The sequence below is a fragment of the Bradyrhizobium huanghuaihaiense genome (assembly GCF_007830635.1).
Classification (GTDB): Bacteria; Pseudomonadota; Alphaproteobacteria; order Rhizobiales; family Xanthobacteraceae; genus Bradyrhizobium; species Bradyrhizobium huanghuaihaiense.
Map to the genome: position 1 here is coordinate 57,904 of NZ_VLLA01000024.1, position 16,609 is coordinate 74,512.

The 16,609-nt window shown below is 65.0% G+C and carries 16 protein-coding genes and 1 pseudogene; 11 read left to right on the plus strand and 6 right to left on the minus strand.

All coding sequences use genetic code 11. The features are described 5' to 3' along the window. The first annotated feature begins 53 nt into the window (after window positions 1-53). Complete coding sequence (locus tag IQ16_RS35075) at window positions 54-293, plus strand: PilZ domain-containing protein (RefSeq protein WP_018644094.1); 240 nt, start codon at window positions 54-56, stop codon at window positions 291-293. A 220-nt stretch (window positions 294-513) separates the two neighbouring features. On the opposite strand, the gene IQ16_RS35080 is transcribed toward IQ16_RS35075, so the two are convergent. Beyond that, window positions 514-1,809, minus strand: a complete 1,296-nt coding sequence (locus IQ16_RS35080; RefSeq protein WP_018644093.1) for a hemolysin family protein — start codon at window positions 1,807-1,809, stop codon at window positions 514-516. Window positions 1,810-2,052: 243 nt separating this feature from the next. Between IQ16_RS35080 and IQ16_RS35085 the strand changes: the two genes are divergently transcribed. Beyond that, on the plus strand, window positions 2,053-4,128 hold the full coding sequence (locus tag IQ16_RS35085) for a methyl-accepting chemotaxis protein (protein ID WP_018644092.1): 2,076 nt from the start codon (window positions 2,053-2,055) through the stop codon (window positions 4,126-4,128). A 116-nt stretch (window positions 4,129-4,244) separates the two neighbouring features. Further along, window positions 4,245-4,976 (plus strand): sulfite exporter TauE/SafE family protein, encoded by a 732-nt coding sequence (locus tag IQ16_RS35090; protein ID WP_018644091.1) that lies wholly within the window; start codon window positions 4,245-4,247, stop codon window positions 4,974-4,976. Between the two features lie 8 nt (window positions 4,977-4,984). Here IQ16_RS35090 and IQ16_RS35095 read toward each other — a convergent pair whose 3' ends face one another. The 3 genes from IQ16_RS35095 to IQ16_RS35105 all read right to left on the minus strand — a co-directional run bounded on the left by IQ16_RS35095 (window position 4,985) and on the right by IQ16_RS35105 (window position 8,565). Next, window positions 4,985-6,922 (minus strand): carbohydrate porin, encoded by a 1,938-nt coding sequence (locus IQ16_RS35095; protein ID WP_244635993.1) that lies wholly within the window; start codon window positions 6,920-6,922, stop codon window positions 4,985-4,987. A gap of 433 nt (window positions 6,923-7,355) precedes the next feature. After that, window positions 7,356-7,619, minus strand: coding sequence for a hypothetical protein (locus IQ16_RS35100; RefSeq protein ID WP_026312161.1), 264 nt, complete (start codon window positions 7,617-7,619; stop codon window positions 7,356-7,358). Window positions 7,620-7,758: 139 nt separating this feature from the next. Then, a complete protein-coding gene (locus IQ16_RS35105) occupies window positions 7,759-8,565 on the minus strand; it encodes a creatininase family protein (protein WP_018644088.1) in 807 nt (268 codons plus the stop codon). Window positions 8,566-8,702: 137 nt separating this feature from the next. On the opposite strand from IQ16_RS35105, the gene IQ16_RS35110 reads away from it, so the two are divergent. The 5 genes from IQ16_RS35110 to IQ16_RS35130 are packed head-to-tail and all read left to right on the plus strand — an operon-like array spanning window position 8,703 to window position 13,062. Then, window positions 8,703-9,725, plus strand: coding sequence for an ABC transporter substrate-binding protein (locus IQ16_RS35110; RefSeq protein WP_018644087.1), 1,023 nt, complete (start codon window positions 8,703-8,705; stop codon window positions 9,723-9,725). Window positions 9,726-9,735: 10 nt separating this feature from the next. Continuing rightward, window positions 9,736-10,551: an ABC transporter ATP-binding protein gene (locus tag IQ16_RS35115; protein ID WP_018644086.1), complete on the plus strand. Its 816-nt coding sequence runs from the start codon at window positions 9,736-9,738 to the stop codon at window positions 10,549-10,551. Further along, window positions 10,548-11,366, plus strand: a complete 819-nt coding sequence (locus tag IQ16_RS35120) for an ABC transporter permease (RefSeq protein ID WP_018644085.1) — start codon at window positions 10,548-10,550, stop codon at window positions 11,364-11,366. The genes IQ16_RS35115 and IQ16_RS35120 overlap by 4 nt, the downstream gene beginning before the upstream one ends. Continuing rightward, window positions 11,366-12,355, plus strand: a complete 990-nt coding sequence (locus tag IQ16_RS35125) for a 2-hydroxyacid dehydrogenase (RefSeq protein ID WP_018644084.1) — start codon at window positions 11,366-11,368, stop codon at window positions 12,353-12,355. Before IQ16_RS35120 ends, IQ16_RS35125 begins: the two co-directional genes overlap by 1 nt. Then, window positions 12,355-13,062: an AprI/Inh family metalloprotease inhibitor gene (locus IQ16_RS35130; RefSeq protein ID WP_018644083.1), complete on the plus strand. Its 708-nt coding sequence runs from the start codon at window positions 12,355-12,357 to the stop codon at window positions 13,060-13,062. The genes IQ16_RS35125 and IQ16_RS35130 overlap by 1 nt, the downstream gene beginning before the upstream one ends. A gap of 245 nt (window positions 13,063-13,307) precedes the next feature. Here the strand turns inward: IQ16_RS35130 and IQ16_RS35140 are convergent, their stop codons facing one another. Beyond that, window positions 13,308-14,699, minus strand: coding sequence for a peptidoglycan-binding protein (locus IQ16_RS35140; protein WP_018644082.1), 1,392 nt, complete (start codon window positions 14,697-14,699; stop codon window positions 13,308-13,310). Between the two features lie 241 nt (window positions 14,700-14,940). Between IQ16_RS35140 and IQ16_RS35145 the strand changes: the two genes are divergently transcribed. The 3 genes from IQ16_RS35145 (at window position 14,941) to IQ16_RS35155 (ending at window position 16,202) form a co-directional block, all read left to right on the plus strand. After that, window positions 14,941-15,318, plus strand: a complete 378-nt coding sequence (locus tag IQ16_RS35145) for a hypothetical protein (protein WP_018644081.1) — start codon at window positions 14,941-14,943, stop codon at window positions 15,316-15,318. 114 nt (window positions 15,319-15,432) lie between these two features. Then, a complete protein-coding gene (locus IQ16_RS35150; RefSeq protein ID WP_026312160.1) occupies window positions 15,433-15,741 on the plus strand; it encodes a hypothetical protein in 309 nt (102 codons plus the stop codon). 140 nt (window positions 15,742-15,881) lie between these two features. Then, on the plus strand, window positions 15,882-16,202 hold the full coding sequence (locus IQ16_RS35155) for a YMGG-like glycine zipper-containing protein (RefSeq protein WP_018644079.1): 321 nt from the start codon (window positions 15,882-15,884) through the stop codon (window positions 16,200-16,202). A 170-nt stretch (window positions 16,203-16,372) separates the two neighbouring features. Here IQ16_RS35155 and IQ16_RS35160 read toward each other — a convergent pair. Then, a pseudogene (locus IQ16_RS35160) lies at window positions 16,373-16,537 on the minus strand (JAB domain-containing protein); the annotation flags it as partial. Between the last annotated feature and the right edge of the window lie 72 nt (window positions 16,538-16,609).

Below are 16,609 nucleotides of genomic sequence, written 5' to 3' on the forward strand. Positions count from 1 at the left end.
CGAGTTGGGCTAGCAAATAGCATTTGCTTCAACTTTGGGTGTAAATTCACCCGATGGACGAGCGCCGCAACAAAGCCAGGCATCGGGTGCTGAAGGCCGGAACGATCGAGTTCGGCGGCGGCGCGATCGACTGCACCGTTCGCAATTTCTCGGACACCGGCGCCGCGCTCGACGTCACCAGCCCGGTCGGCATCCCCGAACACTTCACCCTGTTCATCCAGGCCGACGGAACGCATCTGCCCTGCACCGTGGTCTGGCGCAAGGAAAAGCGGATCGGGGTGAGGTTCGGGTAGGTTTTGCGTTCGGCCTGAGCGGGCGCTGCAATCTCCGCTGTCGTCCCGGCGAAGGCCGGGACCATACCGCGTGATTTATCGGCAATGTGCAGGTAGCAGTACCGTGCAATTGCCAGTCATCGCCAAACTCAATCCTGTGGTTATGGGTCCCGGCCTTCGCCGGGACGACACGTAGAGATTGGCGCGGCAGCATGCGCCACTTCACACAAGCGCGCTTACCTCACGCCGCCGCCTGCTCCCCTCTCCGGCTCGCCAGGATCTTGTCGATCCGCCGGCCGTCGAGATCGACCACCTCGATATGCCAGCCGCCGAGGTCGAAGGCGTCGCCGACATTGGGCAGCACGTTGAATTGCTGCAGCACGAGGCCCGCCACCGTGTTGAAGCGATGCGGCGGCAGCTCGATGCCGAGCAGCTCGCCGAATTCATCAACCGGCATCCAGCCGGCGACCAGCAGCGATTCATCCGCGCGCTTGACGTAAGCCGGCTCCGGCGGGCCCTCCTCGGAATGGAACGCGCCGACGATCGATTCCAGGATGTCGGCGGCGGTGACCACGCCTTCGAAAGCGCCGTACTCGTCGTAGACGAAGCCGACATGAACCGGAGCGGCCTTCAGGATCGTGAGCACATCGCGGGCATCCGCTGACGCCGGAATGCTCGGCGCTTCGCGGACCAGCGCCCGCAGGTCGGGTGCGCGTTCGTTCATGTACGCGACCAGCAGATCCTTGGCCTGGAGCACGCCGATCGGCTTGTCGCGATCGCCGTCGGACGCCGGAAAGCGCGAATGCGGGCTCTTTTTGATGATCTCCTGAATGGCCTCCGGCGCGTCGTTCAAATCGATCTCGTCGACCTCCGTGCGCGGCGTCATGACGGCGCCGACCGGCCGGTCGCCGAGCCGCATCACGCCGGCGATCATCTCCCTCTCGCCGGGCTCGAGCACGCCGGCGTTTTCGGCCTCGGTGACGAGGTGATGGATCTCGTCCTCCGAGACCTTCTCCTCGGATTTGCCGCCATGACCGAGCAGCGCGAGGATCAGCTTGCCGGAGACGTCGAGCAGGAACACGAGCGGCAGCGATATCTTCGCGAGCACGTGCATCGCGGGCGCGACCCTGACCGCGATGCTCTCGGGGTCGCGCAGCGCCACCTGCTTCGGCACCAGCTCGCCGACGATCAGTGTTGCGTAGGTGATGAGGGTCACGACGATGCCGACGCCGACGATGTCGGCGATGCCGGAGGACAGCCCGAACTCGACCAGCCATTGCGTCAGTCGCTGCCCGAGCGTCGCGCCGGAGAAGGCGCCCGAGAGCACGCCGACCAGCGTGATGCCGATCTGCACCGTCGAGAGGAATTTTCCGGGATCGGACGCCAGCGTCAGGGCCCGCTCGGCGCCGCGCACGCCCTTGGCGGCGAGCAGCGACAAGCGGGCCGGGCGAGACGAGACCACGGCCAGCTCCGACATGGACAAGAGGCCGTTGATGACGATCAGGACGACGACGATGACGAGTTCGACGGAGAGCATTGACGTTCCGAGGTAAGCAAGTATGGCAGGCGGCTGCCGGCACACGCATTGATATAGGTATTCAGAGCGGAATTGCTGGCAATTCTGTCGCATCCGTCGCCGCGAGGGAACCGCGCGGTGGGTCGTGTTCCGAGCGGTCTGCGACGACGTGACGCCCGCGGAACTACGGGCATGTGCTTAACGGGGTCTTAGTGGCCGCCGACTAGGTTCTCCGCATTTGTAAATGCATTTGGGGGACCGGGGATGCGGATCGGGAAGCTTTTCGCGCTGTCGATGCTGACGGTGACGGTGTTTGCAGTCATCCTCGGCGCCGAGGTGCTCATACCCCAGACGCGCATCTTCACGAACCGTTCCGACGCGATCAGGACGGTCGACGCCTTTGGCGCGACCCTGATGATCAGCCAGCAGGTCGCCGGCCTTCGTGCCCCCTACATCGGACCGATCTTCCAGGAAGGCGCTGCGACGCAGGCCCAGATCGACGGGGCCGCAAAGGCTGCAAAGGCGGCCGATGCGGCATTCGAGCGGGCAAGGCCGACGTTCCTGGCGCTGAATGACGCCGGACCGATGATCGAAAAGCTCGACCGTACCGCGCGGCGGCTCAAGGAGGTCACCACGGCGGCAGATCGCGCGATGAGCGTTCCCCTGGCGCAGCGCGACAGTGCCGTCATCAAGGGTTTTCTGCCCGGCGTGGCCGAGGTCATCGGCAACATCGAGCCGATCATGAATCAGCTCGAAGGACAGGTCGTCAACGCCGATTCCTCACTTGCGGCGCTGCTGAGCCTGGCGCGGACGGCGCAGGATCTGCGCGTCTCGGCCGGCAGCCGCGCCGCCACGCTGTCGCCGGCGCTGAGCGCACGCCGGCCGCTGACGGCCGCCGAGATAACGCTGATGGATCGCATGCAGGGGCGTGTCGAGGCCGATCGCGAACGCATCGAGGCCGGCATCGACCAGATTGGAAGCCCGCCCCGCATCGCCGCGGCGCAGAAGGCGGCGACCGAATCCTATTTTGGAAAGGCAGCGGCCGTCGTGGACAAGGAGATGCCCGCGGCGAGGGGCGACGGCAAGTACGGCGTCAACGCCGAGGAGCTCGCTAGCGTCATCGTGCCGGCGATCCAGATGTTCTACGGCGTGCGCGACGCTGCGCTGTCGGAAGCCGCTGAGCGCGCCACGGCTGCGCGGGATGGCGCACTGGCGATGCTTGCGCTTGCGGGTGTTGCGGTGCTGGCGCTGCTCGGCACGCTCGGCGGCGTGACCATGATGCTGCGCAGCCGCGTGGTGACGCCGCTCAGCCGGCTCGCCGAGGTGATCGGAACGCTCGCCGCCGGACGGCACGACGTCGAGATCCCGGCAACGGGTCGCAATGACGAGATCGGCCAGGTCGCGGGCTCGCTCCAGCACTTCAAGGATTCGCTGCTCGCCCAGAAGGCCGCCGACGAGGCGGCCGCGATCGAGGCCGAGGCGAAGCTCAAGCGCAGCCAGCGCATGGACCAGATCGCGCGCGACTTCGAGGCCATGGTCGGCGACGTCATCAACACCGTGGCGTCGGCATCCTCGGAGCTGGAGGTCTCGGCGGGAACGCTGACGAGCACGGCCGAACAATCCGAGCAGGTCACCGCGACCGTCGCCGCGGCGTCCGAACAGGCCTCCACAAACGTGCAGACCGTTGCGGCGGCGGCCGAGGAAATGGCCTCGTCGGTCGACGAGATCAGCCGGCAGGTCCAGGACTCCGCGCGCGTTGCCGGTGAAGCCGTGCAGCAGGCCGAGCGGACCAACGATCATGTCGGCGAGCTCGCCAAGGCCGCCGGGCGGATCGGCGACGTCGTCGAGCTCATCAGCCAGATCGCGGGCCAGACCAATCTCCTGGCGCTGAACGCCACCATCGAGGCGGCGCGGGCCGGCGAGGCCGGACGCGGCTTCGCGGTCGTCGCCTCCGAGGTCAAGGCGCTGGCCGAGCAGACCGCCAAGGCGACCGGCGAGATCAGCCAGCAGATCTCGGGGATCCAGGCGGCGACCGAGGATTCCGTCGGCGCCATCAAGGCGATCGGCGACACCATCACGAGGATGTCCGAGATTGCTTCTGCGATCGCCTCGGCGGTCGAGGAGCAGGGCGCGGCGACGCGCGAGATTTCCCGCAACGTGCAGCAGGCGGCGCGCGGCACCCAGCAGGTCTCCGCCAGCATCGTCGACGTGCAGCACGGCGCGAGCCAGACCGGATCGGCCTCCGCCAACGTGCTTACCGCCGCCAGATCGCTGTCCGGCGAGAGCACCCGTCTCAAGACTGAGGTCGGAAAATTCCTGGACGCGATTCGGGCGGCGTAACAAGGTCATTGTGCAGGGAAGAGGCTTCACCTAGACTTGCAATCCGGGGATGTCGCAGCCTCCCCGTGAAGTGGTGATCCCACGCAAGCGCTGCTCGCTGTTCTATGGAGCGAGCAATGGACGGGATCGCAATCGAGCTTCCGCTTTTTTTGTTGGCCACCTTCGCCGGCGCGTTCGTCGCCGGCCTCTCCGGCTTCGCCTTCGGCCTCGTCGCGGCATCGCTGTGGCTCTACGTGCTGACGCCGATTCAGAGCGCCAGCCTGATCGTCGGCTTCGGCCTTCTCGTGCAGGGTTACTCGGTCTGGAAGCTGCGCGCTGCGCTCGACTGGCGCCGGCTGTGGCCGTTCATCGTCGGTGCAGTCATCGGCGTGCCGGCCGGGGTGTCGCTTCTGACCTGGGCTGATCCGAAGAGTGTCCGCATCGCGGTTGGAGCCATTCTGATCGCCTACAGCCTCTATGCATTCTTCCGGCCGCAGCTCAAGCTCGCCACCGACGTACCGCCGGTCGCCGACATCACGGTCGGCTTCGTCAACGGGCTGCTCGGCGGGCTGACCGGCCTTGCCGGCATCGTCGTCACCATCTGGTGCAATCTGCGCGGCCTGCCCAAGGACGCGCAGCGTGCCACGTTTCAGCCGGTCGCGGTCGTGGTGTTCGCCATGGCGGCGCTGTGGCTCGGTGCCAAGGGATCGCTCACATCAGACACGGCGAAGCTGTTCGCGCTCGGCCTGCCGTTCCTGTTCGCCGGCACCTGGCTCGGCCTGAAACTGTTCGGCCGGATCGACGAGGCCGCGTTCCGCAAGATCGTGCTGGCGCTGCTGTTCGTCTCGGGTGTTGCGCTGCTGTTCTGAGCCGTGGCTCAGAACTCGCCGTGCAGCCGCCCCGAGAATACCGACACCGGCCCACGATCCGCGTTGTAGGCGGGATTGACGATGAGCTGGTAGTCGGCGGTGAGCGTGAGGTTCTTGTTCAGCGCGTAGGCGTAATAGGTTTCGAGGATGCGCTCCTTGCGGTAGTTGAGCGCGCCGTCGCCGATGAGAACGCCGAGGCCGCCGGCGGCGAGGAAGTCGCGATAGTCCTGCGACAGCGCGTTGACGGCGCCGCCGATGCCGACGACGTCGTCGGGGCGGCCCCATTTCGTGCCCTTGATCGACAGGCCGCCGGACAGGCTGCGATTGATGTCGGTGAACGCGAGCGTTTCGCTCTTGCCGTCGTTCCAGCTCCAGCGGCCGAACAGGCCGAGGTCCTCGGTGATCGCCTGCTCGACGTTGACGACATAGCCGACCTTGAGACGGCCGCGCCGGGTCTGCGCGATGTCGAGATTGAGCGCGGGATTGTCCAGCGTCTCGCGGAAGCTGCCCATGTTGGCGCTGTCGACCCAGCCCATGGTGCGGAGCTTGCCGGGCTGGCCGAGCAGCGAGTAGCGCGTCTCGAGCTCGAGCACATACTGGCCGCGCTCGCCGACCCTGGTGTCGAAATGGTTTGAATTGGACTCCGCAACCATCAGGAAATAGCCGCCGCGCAGCGCCCATTGCTTCTGGTTGAGCTCGGCCGTGACGCCATAGGTGAGGCCGACCTTGTCGGCGGAATAGTCGAAGGCGCCCGGCGCCCAAATCGACCAGTTCATGAAGTCCTTGCGGGTGTCCTTGGCATAGGCGTTGCCGTCGAACACGTCGACCACCGCGAACTTGCCGGCCTGAACGGTGAGACGAGATACGTCGACCTTCTGTCCGAGCTGCAACTGGCCGCTCGCGAGCTCTTCCTGCTCGCCGCCGAAGCCGAAGGTCTGGCGCACGAACAGGCGCGAGGTGTTGTAGTGCGGGTAGGGGAAGTTCGACTTCTGCGCCTCGCCGTTGGGGAAGCCGGCCGCGCCGACCGTGTCGTTCAATCCAAAACCCTGGAGCAGCTCGGGATTGTAATAGACCTCGCCGCCGTCCCACAGCCGCGCGTTCAGGAACAGGCTGTTGCTCCACGTCGCCTTGGCCTGCCGCGACGGCGAGAGCGAGTTCGGTCCGCTGTAGAGCGCGGGGAACGACGGATAGCCTTGCGGAAGATAGGTGCTCTGGCCGTGGATCTCCCAGCGATCCGATTCCGTGTCGATCAGCGAGCTGTTCGGGTTGTAGCCCGGCACGCCCGGCCAATCGACCTTGCGGTTGAGGCCGAGCCTGATGGTCTGGAAGTCGAGCGCCGAGGAGGTGTATTGCGCGCCCGTCGAGAACGCCACGTTGGCGCTGTCGAAGCGGCTGTACAGATATTCGAGCCGCGCGCTCCAATGCGGCGCGAAGCCGTATTCGATGCCGGCGCCCGCGATCCAGCCGGGCCGCGTGTTCAGGATCTTCGGGACGGCTTCGCCGGAGGCCGGCGCGTCGAAATAGCGTTCGCCCATCCACGCAAAGCCGCCGGTGGCATAGACGAGCCACGGACCGCTGGTGTAGCCGACCCGCCCGCGCAGGCTCGCGGTGTAGTCCCATTGCTGCGTGACGGTGTTGGCCGGTGTCGCCAGGAAGGAGACGATCGAGTTCGAGGTGATGTAGTTGGGAAACGAGAAATCACCTTCGACGCCGACCAGCCAGCCGGAATTGAGCCGGTAATTGTAGCCCGCCTGCACGCCGCCGATCGTGCCGCTGAAGACGCCGCTGTCGCTGATGGCGGTGCCGTCGTTCAGTGCGAAGCGCGACGAGCCGCGGCTGTAGCCCGCATGCGCGCCGATATAGAGACCGGTCCAGTCATAGACGGCTTTCAGGGCCGGGGCCTTCAGCGGCAGATCGGCCGCGCGGCCGGCAGCGGGGAACGCCATCACGCCCGTGGCGATTGCCGCGGCCGTTCGCAAATACCTGTAACGGTGACCTCTCAACGTCAAAGCGAAACGCCCCCAAACGCGAATGTGTCCCACGCGCCGCGATATCCCTGCCGATTCGCGGCCACTCTGTCATCAGGTCTCGGTTGCCGACGCGATCGACCGAGATGATCTCGATATGGCGCGACTTCGTCCCAAGCCCCTGGACCTGCTGCGAACCTTATTGCGATTAATTCGCAATAGCAACTGGCGCGCGTTGCCGCAGAGGATGGTTCGCACCGCTGTGTGACGGGGCTGCAACAAATTACCGGCCCCAAAAATGGGTGACCCGCCCGGGGGGACAGCCGGGCGGGTCGGGGGCACGACACGGGGTGGATGAGGCGCCCGTGTCGGACGCAGGATCCACGTGGGAGATCGGCCTCAGGTACTCAGATCAGTAGCAGGTACGAACGCGGCCGACGTACTGGCCGAAGGCGTTGTACTGGGCGACCCAGCCGCAGCGGTGATAGCCGTAGTAATAGGGGTCGTTGCTGGCGGCGATCGCGGAGCCGACGACGGCGGCGGTGGCGATGCCGGCACCGACGCCCCAGACCCAGCCGGGCTGCTTGGCTTCGGCCGCGGTGGTGGTGGACGCGATGCTGCCGGTGACGGCGAGGGCAGCGAGGGCTGCGGCGGCAATCTTGGTCTTGATCGACATGTGAAACTCCATCCGGGTTGAGGCGGTCCGTTGTGGTCCGCGTGCCCAGTTGGACGGAGGCATGCCGCGTCAGGTTCGAAAGCGTACCTGGCGCCTCCGAAAGCCGGTCATTTCCCGAATAATTTCAGTTGGATATGGGCTAGCCGAGGGGTCCCTTGGCGAGCCTGTTCACGTCGAAGTTATCGACCTCGGCCAGCAGCTCGCAAAAGGCGCGCGCACCCTGATCGATCAGCTGCTCGCCCTTCTCGGCCACGGCCAGTGTCGCATCGCCGACGGCGCCGCTGGCGTTGAGATCCTGCGCCTGCCAGGCGAATGGCGCGGGGCGCTGCGTCGACAGCCAGCGATACTGCTTTTCCAGCGCCACGCTGCTCGCTGGAAAATCCGCGATCGCATCCTTGCGCACCTGACCCGGATAGCGCGCCAGCATGATCGAGGTCTCGACCGCGCCGCCGTGGATGCCGTGGCGCACTTCATCGGCGGGGAACAATTTGTCCGCACCCGAGAGCCGCGACCATGACGTCGTCACCACAAAGAGTTTGTGATGCGCGCGCAGATCCTGCGCCACCAGCATCATCGCCGCGCTGTTGCCGCCATGGCTGGTGATGATGACGAGCTTCCTCACGCCGCGACGCGCGACCTCCTCGCCGATTCCCGTCCACCTCTTCAGCGCCGTGTCGGTCGGCAACGTCTGCGTCCCCGGATAGTCGATATGCTCGGTGGAAATGCCGATCGGCTCAACAGGAAGAAAGCTGGCCGGAATGTTCTCGGGCAGCACCTCGCGCACGCGCGCGAGATAGGCGTCCGCGATCAGCACGTCCGTCTCGAGCGGCAGATGCGGGCCGTGCTGCTCGGTCGCCGCCAACGGCAGCACCGCGATCCAGCGCGACACATCCGCAGGGGGCGCATCGGCCCAGCGGATCTCGGTCCAGGCGCGGGATGGCGTCATCAAGGTTTCTTTGCCCGAATTTGTCACGTAATTTGGGTTATGAGGGGACGCGGGCCCGACCGGCTCGCGTCCCCAATGTCATGCGGTTTTATCGCGTTGGCTTGGTATCGGCTAGAAGCGATCGACGGAGTGCACTCATGAGCCCCTCTCATCTGCGGCGAGCGTTAACGGCAGGCCTGATGGCCGCTTTGGTCTCGATCCTGCCGGCGCGTGCCGAGACGCTCGACAAGGTCACCTTCGGCACCAACTGGGTCGCCGAGGCCGAGCACGGCGGCTTCTTCCAGGCGGTGGCCGACGGCACCTACAAGAAGTACGGGCTCGACGTCACCATCGTCCCCGGCGGTCCCAACGAGAACAACCGGATGCTGCTGATCGCCGGCAAGATCGATTTCTTCATGGCCGCGAACACGCTGATGTCGTTCGATGCGGTGGCGAACAACGTCCCGGTCGTCACCATCGCCGCGGTGTTCCAGAAGGATCCGCAGGTGATGCTGACGCAGCCCGATGCCAAGGTCGCCAAGATCGAAGACCTCAAGCCGCTGACGCTGTTCGTCTCCAAGGAGGGCATGACCAGCTACTTCCAGTGGCTGAAGTCCGAATATGGTTTCAACGAGAAGAACGTCCGCCCCTACAATTTCAATCCGCAGCCCTTCATCGCCAACCCCAAGAGCGCGATGCAGGGCTATGTCACCTCCGAGCCGTTCGCGGTGGAGAAGGCCGCCGGCTTCAAGCCGAACGTGCTGCTGCTCGCCGATTACGGCTTCAACACCTATTCGACCCTGATCGAGACCCGCCGCGACGTCGTCGAGAAGAAGCCTGACCTCGTGCAGCGCTTCGTCGATGCTTCCATGATCGGCTGGTACAATTACATCTATCGCGACAATTCCGCCGGCAATGCCCTGATCAAGAAGCTCAATCCGGAGATGACCGACGATCTGCTCGCCTATTCCGTCGCCAAGATGAAGGAATACGGCATCGTCGATTCCGGCGACAGCCTGAAGAACGGCATCGGCGCGATGAGCGACGAGCGCTACACCTCCTTCTTCAACAAGATGGTGAAGGCGGGCGTCGTGAAGGCGGATCTCGACTTCCGCAAATCCTACACGCTGCGCTTCGTCAACAAGGGCGTCGGCGTCGAGCTGCGTCCGAACAAGCCGTAACGCGCGGCCGATGTCCGCTGCCCCAACCTCGTCCGCCGTCGAGGCCAGCCTGACGGCTCTCGCCGTCAGCCTGCGCGGCGTGACGAAGACGTATGACAACGGCGTCATGGCGCTGGGGCCGCTCGACCTCGCGGTGCGCAAGGGCGAGTTCATCGCGCTGCTCGGCCCGTCAGGCTGCGGCAAGTCGACGGCGCTGCGGCTGATCGCGGGGCTCAGCGCGCCGTCGTCGGGCACCGTGCGGGTGGCGCATCACGAGGGCCCCGCGCAGCCGGGTCATGGCATCGGCTTCGTGTTCCAGGAGCCGACCCTGATGCCCTGGACCAGCGTGCGCGAGAACGTGCGGCTGCCGCTGAAGCTTGGCGGCGTCCCGAAGGCGGAAGGGCGCGCGCGGGCCGATCAGGCGCTGGCCAGCGTCGGGCTCGCCGATTTCGCCGACGCATTCCCACGCGAGCTTTCCGGCGGCATGAAGATGCGGGTGTCGCTGGCGCGCGCGCTCGTCACCGACCCCGACATCCTCCTGATGGACGAGCCGTTCGCAGCCCTCGACGAGATCACGCGCTTCCGCCTCAACAACGACCTGCTCACGCTGTGGCGCAGCCTTGGCAAGACCGTCATCTTCGTCACGCATTCGGTGTTCGAGTCCGTCTATCTGTCACAGCGCGTCGTGGTCATGACGGCGCGGCCCGGCCGCATCCAGGCCGACATCCGCATCGAGACGGTCGAACCGCGCGGCGAGGAGTTTCGTACCTCCGCTGCCTATTCCGATTATTGCCGGCGCGTGTCGGCCGCGCTGGCGCCGTCCTATTCGGGGCAATCGACGCTATGAACGCGCAAGCCCCCGTCATCGCGAAACCGTCACCCGCGCAACGCGCGATGCGCTTCGTGCTGCCCGTCATCGTGTTCGCGGCCGGGCTCCTCGCCTGGGAACTCGTCGTCCGCATCAAGGACATCCCGCCTTACGTGCTGCCGGCGCCGTCCGTCATCGTCCTGACACTGATCAAGGACTGGGCGGTGCTGTCACAATCGCTCGCGACCACGTTGCTGACGACGCTCGAAGGTTTCATCGCCGCCAGCATCGGCGGCATCGCGCTGGCGCTGCTGTTTAACCAGTCGAAATGGGTCGAATATTCGCTGTTCCCATACGCCGTCGTGCTCCAGGTGACGCCCGTGATCGCGATCGCACCGCTGCTCCTGATCTATCTGGAGCAGCAGACCGCGGTCGTCGTCTGCGCCTTCATCGTCGCTTTTTTCCCGGTGCTGTCGAACACCACGCTGGGGCTGAACTCGGTCGACCGCAATCTCGCCGGGCTGTTCCAGCTTTATGACGCCTCACCGCCTCAGACCCTGCGCTTCCTGAAGCTGCCCGCGGCGCTGCCCTATATCCTCGGCGGATTGCGTATCGCCGGCGGCCTGTCGCTGATCGGCGCGGTCGTGGCCGAGATTGCGGCCGGAACGGCCGGCGCCGGCTCCGGGCTCGCCTACCGGATCGCCGAGTCGGGCTACCGCTTGAACATACCCCGCATGTTCGCCGCGCTGCTTTTGTTGTCGCTGGCCGGGATTGTCATCTATGGGGTGCTGGCGCTAGTTTCCCACCTCGTTTTACGGCGCTGGCACGAAAGCGCGCTTGGAAAGGAAAACTGATGTCTACCGGTTCGATTTCGTCCGAAAAGATCGATCTTTTGATTTATGGACCGGTGCGGCCGATCCTCGAAAGCGGGTTTTCCGATCATTTCGTCGTGCACAAGGCCGAGACGCGCGGTGATCTCGAGCGTCTGACGCCCGCGATCCGCGAAAAAATCCGCGGCGTGGCGGTGACCTATCACACCGTCCGCGCCGACAAGGATTCGCTGTCGCAGCTGCCCAAGATCGAGATGGTGGCGAGCTTCGGCGTCGGCTATGACCACATCGATGCCAAATACGCGGCCGAGCACAACATCATCGTCACCAACACGCCCGACGTGCTGACCGAGGAGGTCGCCGACGTCGCGATGGGCCTTCTGATCTCGACCCTGCGCGAGTTCATCAAGGCCGACCGCTATGTCCGCTCCGGGCTCTGGCAGACGCAGAACTATCCGCTCAGCGTCGGCTCTCTGCGCGACCGCAAGGTCGGCATCGTCGGCATGGGCCGGATCGGTCAGGCCATCGCGCGCCGGCTCGACGCCTCGCTGGTGCCGGTGGTCTATCACTCGCGCAATCCGTCCAAGGACGTCTCCTACAAGCACTACCCCGATTTGATCGAGATGGCGAAGGCCGTGAACACCTTGATGGTGATCGTGCCCGGCGGCGCCTCGACCAACAAGATGATCAATGCCGAGGTGCTGAAGGCGCTCGGCCCGCGCGGCGTGCTGATCAACGTCGCGCGCGGCTCCGTGGTCGACGAGCCGGCGCTGGTCCAGGCGCTGAAATCCGGCACCATCCTCGCCGCCGGCCTCGACGTGTTCGCGGCCGAGCCGAACGTGCCTGATGAGCTCAAGACCATGCAGAACGTCGTGCTGCTGCCGCATATCGGCTCGGCCTCGGTGGTGACGCGCAACGCGATGGACCAGCTCGTCGTCGACAACCTCAAGTCATGGTTCTCAGGCAAGGCGCCGCTGACGCCGGTTGCGGAAACGCCGTTCAAGGGGCGCTGATGGTCGGTCTTCGGGTCCTCGCATTCGCCATCGCGGCATGTGCTGCCGCGATGGGCATTGCTCAGATGAGTTCTGCGCATGCGCAGGATGCGACGACCCTGAAGAAGACGATGCCCGGGCAGTGGGAGCTCTCGACCACCGAGCGCAGCAAGACCTGCGTCGTCACCCTCAAGGCCGACGCCGCGGGTCACGGTTACAAGCTGGAGCTGGAGCCGGCCTGCAAGGCCGCGCTGCCCTTCACCAAGGACATCGTCGCCTGGAGCGTGAAGGGCCTCGACATCGTGCGCCTGCAGGATGCGACCGGTGAAGCCGTGATCGACTTCACCGAGGTCGAGGCCGGCATCTTCGAGGGCCTGCGCCAGGGCGAGGGCGTCTACATTCTGCAGGACCTCGCCGCCGCCCGCTCGATGGCCAAGTCGATGGACCAGATGATCGGCGACTGGTCGATGGTGCGCGGCAACGGCCAGCCGGTGTGCGGATTGACGCTGACCAACACGGAAGCAAGCCAGGACAATTTCCAGGTTTTCCTCAAGCCGAAATGCGATCCCGCCATCGCGCAGTTCAATCCGACGCAATGGCGGCTCGAGCGCGGCCAGATCATCCTGATGTCGAAATCGGGCGATGTCTGGCAGTTCGAGGCCGACGACAACGCGCAGTGGCGGCGCGTCCCCGACACCGCCGATCCCCTGATCATGCTGCGTCAGTAAGCGCGCCGCCAGGTGCGCGAGTCATCATGTACTCGAGCAGAATGGCTTTGGTTGAATCGGGGGCGCCGCAGGCTCGGTGCAACCTCTCCCGCTTGCGGGAGAGGTCGGCGCGTAGCGCCGGGTGAGGGCTTTCTCCTCTTGGGGGTCCTCGATTGCCGAGACACCCTCTCCCCAACCCTCTCCCGCAAGCGGGAGAGGGAGTGCGCCTGTTCTGTGGCGAAACGCTCGGCCTTCATCCAACGCGACTACGCCGTCACCTTCGGCGGCGGCGCGGTGCCTTGTGCCCATTTCTCCAGCTTGCCGAGCACGCCCCACGCGGTGAGCGCGAGCGAGATCGGCATCGCGAACTGGCCGAGGCCCGGCACCGCCGAGACGATCGTGCCGAGCAGCCCGGCAAGACCTCCTGCACTGGGGCTCGCCGTCACCGAAGAGAGCAACGCAGTGATGAGCGAGCCGCCGATGCCGAGCGCGGTCTTCTTGCCGTCGAGCAGCTTGCCGATGGTCTCGCCCAGCGCGCCATTGACCTGGCCCAGCACGGGCTTGCCGTTCTTGTTGAGCAATGTGCTGAGCAGGTCGACGACCTGCTTCAACTGATCGACGGGAGCGGGGTTCGTCGGCGTGACCGGTCCTGGCATCGGCGTCGTCTTGTTGTTGATGAGGGAGAACAGCCGTTCGAACAGGCTGATCGGATCGTTGGTGGCGGGCAGCGTGTTGCCTGGCATCGCCGGTGCCGGAAGCGTTCCGCCGCCCGATGGCCGCAGCACCTGCGCGAGGTCTTCCAGCCGCGTCAGGACCTGGGACAGATCGCCGCCCTGCATGACCCCTCCCGGCTGCGTCGCGCGCGTGATGGCGGCGACCGTGGCCCCGTCGAGGAGGCCGGTATCCCTGAGCCCGTTCTGCTGCTGAAACCGCGAGACCGCGGCCCTGGTCTTGGGCCCGCTGATGCCGTCCTCGGCGAGCGGCGGATTGGCGCCGAGCCTGTTGAGCGCCTGCTGCATCAGCACGACCGTCGAAGCCGCATCATCCTCCGGCTCGATGCGGCCTGCGAATTGCGGGCTGCCGTCGAGCGTGATTGAGGAATCCAGCGCCAGCATCGCATGCAGGATCGCGGCCGTGCCGAGCTGGGAATCGACGTGGTTCGGGTCGAACACGTGATCGCGGACGAATTTGCCGGCCCTTGCCTCGGGCGGGCCGTACAGGTTCGAGCCGCCGTAGAGATAGGGCGAATTCACGCCCTTGGCGTGGTAGCCGAAACCGTTGAACGCCTCGAGCCGGAACAGCATCCGTGCGATGCTCCAGTCCTGCGCGCCGATGAAATTCTCGATCCTGAACGCGTCCACGGCGCCGTCCACGAAGGTGGCAAACGGGCCGCGTCCTTTCGGCACGATGGTCGTCGTGCGATGAAGCGTTTCGCCGTTGCCGAGATAGGTGTCGAAATCGAAATTGGATTCGCGGTAGTGGCAGAGCGCCGTGAAATACCAGGGAACGCCGGTCAGCCGCTCGATCTGCTGATAGGTCGCCTTGCCGTTGATTGCCTTGCGTGCAACCGCATTCGCGTCGGAGTGGCGTCCGGGCCGGATCTCGAGATTGGCCCAATTGCGCTCGTATTCGCTCTTCAAACTCTCGAAGGACACCATTTTCCGCTCCCGCAAATTAATGAATGAACGAATCTCCATGCAGGTCAAAATGAACCGGGCGCCGTGATCGGCGCGTGAGACCAGCGTGATTGCTGCAAACCTGGCAGGTTGCCGGTCTTGCGCATGTGAACTGGGTTACAGCTTTTGCGGGAAAATTGGCGGCACAGTGTGGAGGGCCCACGGGAACCCGCAGGAGCGTCCGCCCGTTAGCAATCGGACAGGATCCGGCAAGGAGGCCTGCATGACCAAGCGTGTCCTCGCGATCGGCATCGAACCCGGCGTTGCGGATTACAGCACTTTCCCGCAGCTCACGCCGGATCTCGTGCGCAACTATATCGAGGCGCAGCTGTTGCGCCTGCGCGATCGCGGCTTCGAGGTCACGAGCTGCCTGATCGATCTCGACGCGGCCGCCGAAGCCGGCGTCGCGGCGGCGCTGCGCGAGGAGCGCTTTGACTGCATCGTGATCGGCGCCGGTCTGCGCGAGCCCAAGGAACGCCTGCTGCTGTTCGAGAAGGTGCTCAACCTCGTCCACCGCCTCGCGCCGGAGGCCGCGATCTGCTTCAACTCCACCCCGGCCGACACCGCCGAAGCCGTGCAGCGCTGGGTCGAACCAGAATGACCGGCTCGCGGCCGGTTTGAAGGCGGCGAGTGTCAACTCATCGGCGCAACCATTCGTTGACGATGCGAGCTTTATGACCAATCATGTTCGCAGTCATCACTGGTGGGAATCCCGATGTCCAGATTTTTGCTGCTGCTCGTCTGCGCGACGATCCTTGCGGGCTGCGATGCCGTCAGCACGGTGACGGAGGGATTCAGGCAGTCGAAAGCCGTGGAGACGGACCTCGAGCAATCGACCGGCGTCAAGCCGGCGGTCGGCTTCAATTGGCACAACGGGAGGCTGGTGTTGGTGACGGTTCAATTCCCCCGTCCCTATGAAAACAAGCCGTTGAACGAGCTCGCAGGGCTCGTCCGCGACGCCGTCACCAAGGATTTCAAGCAGACACCCGAAAGGATCGTGCTCGCCTTCGCGGTCGACAAATGAGGTCGGAGCGCGCGGCATACCGCGTGCGGTGGGACCAGGGCGACATTCCTCCGCGCTTTGGGATCGACGGAAGGGGCGATTTGATCTGGCCCGAATCCCCGCCGGACGTTAAAACTCACCTCACCACAGGGAGGACGCGCATGTTTCGAGGTCTTCGCATTGGAATTTTCGGAATCGCCGCATGTCTGACGGTCACGATGGCGGTGCCGGTGCATGAAGCGGCGGCCCAGGATGCCATCGGCGGCGCGATCATCGGCGGTGTCGGTGGTGCAATCGTCGGCGGCGCGCTCGGCGGAGGCCGCGGCGCGGCCATCGGTGCCGTCGTCGGTGCCGGCACGGGCGCCGCGATCGCCTCCGAAGGCGAGCGCCGCCGCTCCGGCTACTACGCCTATCAGCGCGGCTGCTACATGCAGCGGCCCGACGGCTACTACGTCCGGGTCGATTCCCGTTATTGTTACTGAGGCATGATCCGGAAAAGTGCGAAGCGGTTTTCCGGAAGGATCATGCGTAAACAAGAAACTAAAGCGCGATGACGATTTCAGCCAAATCTCATCGCGCTTTAAGGCGCTTGCGCTCTAGCTCTTCGCTGCCTCCGGCATGACCTGCCGTTCTTGTCGCCTGATTTGGTGCCCTAGATCAACCGCATCCCCCGCAAACTCGCGTGCCCGCTCCTGCCGACGATGATGTGATCGTGCACGGCAATTCCCAGCGGCTTTGCGATGTCGATGATCGCTTTCGTCATCTGGATGTCGGCCTGCGAAGGCGAGGGATCGCCTGAGGGATGATTGTGCATGAGCCTGCGGCGTCTATTATCTATTTGAGTTTGCTGTTATTTTAGATTCTGATCGAGCTGTAGGAGGCGGAGACT

What these genes read in the sequence shown, in the direction of transcription:
- IQ16_RS35130 (WP_018644083.1), top strand. Translation starts at nt 12,355, where the DNA reads ATGGTCGGTCTTCGGGTCCTCGCATTCGCCATCGCGGCATGTGCTGCC.
- IQ16_RS35090 (WP_018644091.1), top strand. Translation starts at nt 4,245, where the DNA reads ATGGACGGGATCGCAATCGAGCTTCCGCTTTTTTTGTTGGCCACCTTC.
- IQ16_RS35075 (WP_018644094.1), top strand. Translation starts at nt 54, where the DNA reads ATGGACGAGCGCCGCAACAAAGCCAGGCATCGGGTGCTGAAGGCCGGA.
- IQ16_RS35085 (WP_018644092.1), top strand. Translation starts at nt 2,053, where the DNA reads ATGCGGATCGGGAAGCTTTTCGCGCTGTCGATGCTGACGGTGACGGTG.
- IQ16_RS35095 (WP_244635993.1), bottom strand. Translation starts at nt 6,922, where the DNA reads ATGGCGTTCCCCGCTGCCGGCCGCGCGGCCGATCTGCCGCTGAAGGCC.
- IQ16_RS35110 (WP_018644087.1), top strand. Translation starts at nt 8,703, where the DNA reads ATGAGCCCCTCTCATCTGCGGCGAGCGTTAACGGCAGGCCTGATGGCC.
- IQ16_RS35100 (WP_026312161.1), bottom strand. Translation starts at nt 7,619, where the DNA reads ATGTCGATCAAGACCAAGATTGCCGCCGCAGCCCTCGCTGCCCTCGCC.
- IQ16_RS35120 (WP_018644085.1), top strand. Translation starts at nt 10,548, where the DNA reads ATGAACGCGCAAGCCCCCGTCATCGCGAAACCGTCACCCGCGCAACGC.
- IQ16_RS35125 (WP_018644084.1), top strand. Translation starts at nt 11,366, where the DNA reads ATGTCTACCGGTTCGATTTCGTCCGAAAAGATCGATCTTTTGATTTAT.
- IQ16_RS35145 (WP_018644081.1), top strand. Translation starts at nt 14,941, where the DNA reads ATGACCAAGCGTGTCCTCGCGATCGGCATCGAACCCGGCGTTGCGGAT.
- IQ16_RS35115 (WP_018644086.1), top strand. Translation starts at nt 9,736, where the DNA reads ATGTCCGCTGCCCCAACCTCGTCCGCCGTCGAGGCCAGCCTGACGGCT.
- IQ16_RS35140 (WP_018644082.1), bottom strand. Translation starts at nt 14,699, where the DNA reads ATGGTGTCCTTCGAGAGTTTGAAGAGCGAATACGAGCGCAATTGGGCC.
- IQ16_RS35105 (WP_018644088.1), bottom strand. Translation starts at nt 8,565, where the DNA reads ATGACGCCATCCCGCGCCTGGACCGAGATCCGCTGGGCCGATGCGCCC.
- IQ16_RS35155 (WP_018644079.1), top strand. Translation starts at nt 15,882, where the DNA reads ATGTTTCGAGGTCTTCGCATTGGAATTTTCGGAATCGCCGCATGTCTG.
- IQ16_RS35080 (WP_018644093.1), bottom strand. Translation starts at nt 1,809, where the DNA reads ATGCTCTCCGTCGAACTCGTCATCGTCGTCGTCCTGATCGTCATCAAC.
- IQ16_RS35150 (WP_026312160.1), top strand. Translation starts at nt 15,433, where the DNA reads ATGTCCAGATTTTTGCTGCTGCTCGTCTGCGCGACGATCCTTGCGGGC.